The sequence below is a fragment of the Pseudomonas sp. P4_C3 genome (assembly GCF_056402075.1).
In genome coordinates, this window is sequence record NZ_JBFUIC010000596.1 from 1 (window position 1) to 1,478 (window position 1,478).

General features: G+C 55.3%; 2 protein-coding genes. One reads left to right on the forward strand and one right to left on the reverse strand.

Features of this window, described 5'->3' with window-relative positions; all coding sequences use genetic code 11:
• Positions 1-661 (reverse strand): fumarylacetoacetate hydrolase family protein (locus AC1DVH_RS31000; protein WP_477757001.1); only part of this gene is annotated, 661 nt, incomplete at its 3' end.
• Positions 662-840: 179 nt separating this feature from the next.
• Here AC1DVH_RS31000 and hpaA point away from each other — a divergent pair.
• Positions 841-1,478 (forward strand): 4-hydroxyphenylacetate catabolism regulatory protein HpaA (gene hpaA / locus AC1DVH_RS31005; RefSeq protein WP_477757002.1); only part of this gene is annotated, 638 nt, incomplete at its 3' end.

Here is a 1,478-nt window from a genome sequence, read left to right on the forward strand (position 1 = left end):
CCTGCTCGGCAACGATGACATTGGTCAGGCATCCCAGACCCTGGATTTCTACGTCTACGCGGTCACCTGGCAGGACATCGACACGACCCGAAGGTGTCCCGGTGATCAACACATCTCCGGCATACAAGGTCATGAACTCGCTGATTTCGGCGATCAGCTGAGGAATCTTGCGTACGAAGTTTGCGGTGGAGTCTTCCTGTCGAAGCTCGCCATTGACTCGTAGTTGCAGGGTCAAGTCATGCGGATTGGCAAGCTGTTCGCGCGGTACAAATTCAGGGCCGATGGCGCAGAAACCATCGCGACATTTTGCTTTCACGGCAGGGCGGTAATAGCTCTCTTCCGGAAGACTGAATTCGTTGACGATGGCATAGCCAGCAACGTGATTCATCGCCTCGTCAACACTGACTCGACTGGCATCCTTGCCGATCACCACCCCCAGAGCCGGGCCAGGTTGCAATGAAACTCCTGCACCGGGATGCACCACGGCGCCGCCATGTACGTTGCGCGTATTCGGCGTCTTGATGAACAGAACCGGTTTGACAGGCAGCTTTTGATACGGCGGCTGCTCGAATTCAGAAAGGCGCTTCAGCAGCAATCCCTGGTAGTTCAGCGCTACACCGAGCAGGGTGCCGGTCGCAATGTCATGCAAGGCATGGCTCATGCTYCTCTCCTGGCAGTGGCGGGACTGGAGGTGTCCGGCCTGATTATTGTTAACATGCTATCGTTATAGTTAATATGTTAATGATCGTCAAGCACCTTATCGTTCATGGCGATTTACTCGCAACGGGTGCACCATGGGGGGCGGGGGATGTCGGGACTAAGAAAAATGAGAAGTGTGTGATGAACGATCGGTATCCAATTCCTAACATCAACATCGGCCAGGTCTACGATCAGCGCTACAGCGATAGCGAGGTGCATTACGACAAGCTCGGCAACCTGGCGGGTTTCTTTGGGCGCAACATGCCAGTGCACCGCCACGATCGATTTTTCCAGGTGCATTACGTCAAGAGCGGAACGGTGAGGGTCTATCTTGATGATCAGCAGTACGTCGAGTCGGGTCCCATGTTTTTTCTCACCCCACCGACAATTCCCCATTCTTTCGTGACGGAGGCGGACAGCGACGGCCACGTGCTTACCGTTCGCCAGCAGTTGATCTGGCAATTGATCGAAAGCGATCCCGGGCTGGCACTGGGTCCGCAACTGCCCCCTGCTTGTGTGGCGCTTGATCACCTGAAGCCTGAGCTGCAAAGCGAAGCGCGGCGACTGACATTTCTATTCGAAGAACTGCGAGGGGAGATGAACAGTGGGGCCGCCGGTCACAGTGCTGCGGTGTTAAGCCTGACTCGACTGATCATGGTCAGCGTATTACGGCTGTGCGCAAACCCTCTCGAAGCGACGCCCACGCGACGTGAAGACTTGCAGATCTTTCATCGATTCAATGCGCTGATTGAAGAGCATTATCTGGAGCACTGGGCGCT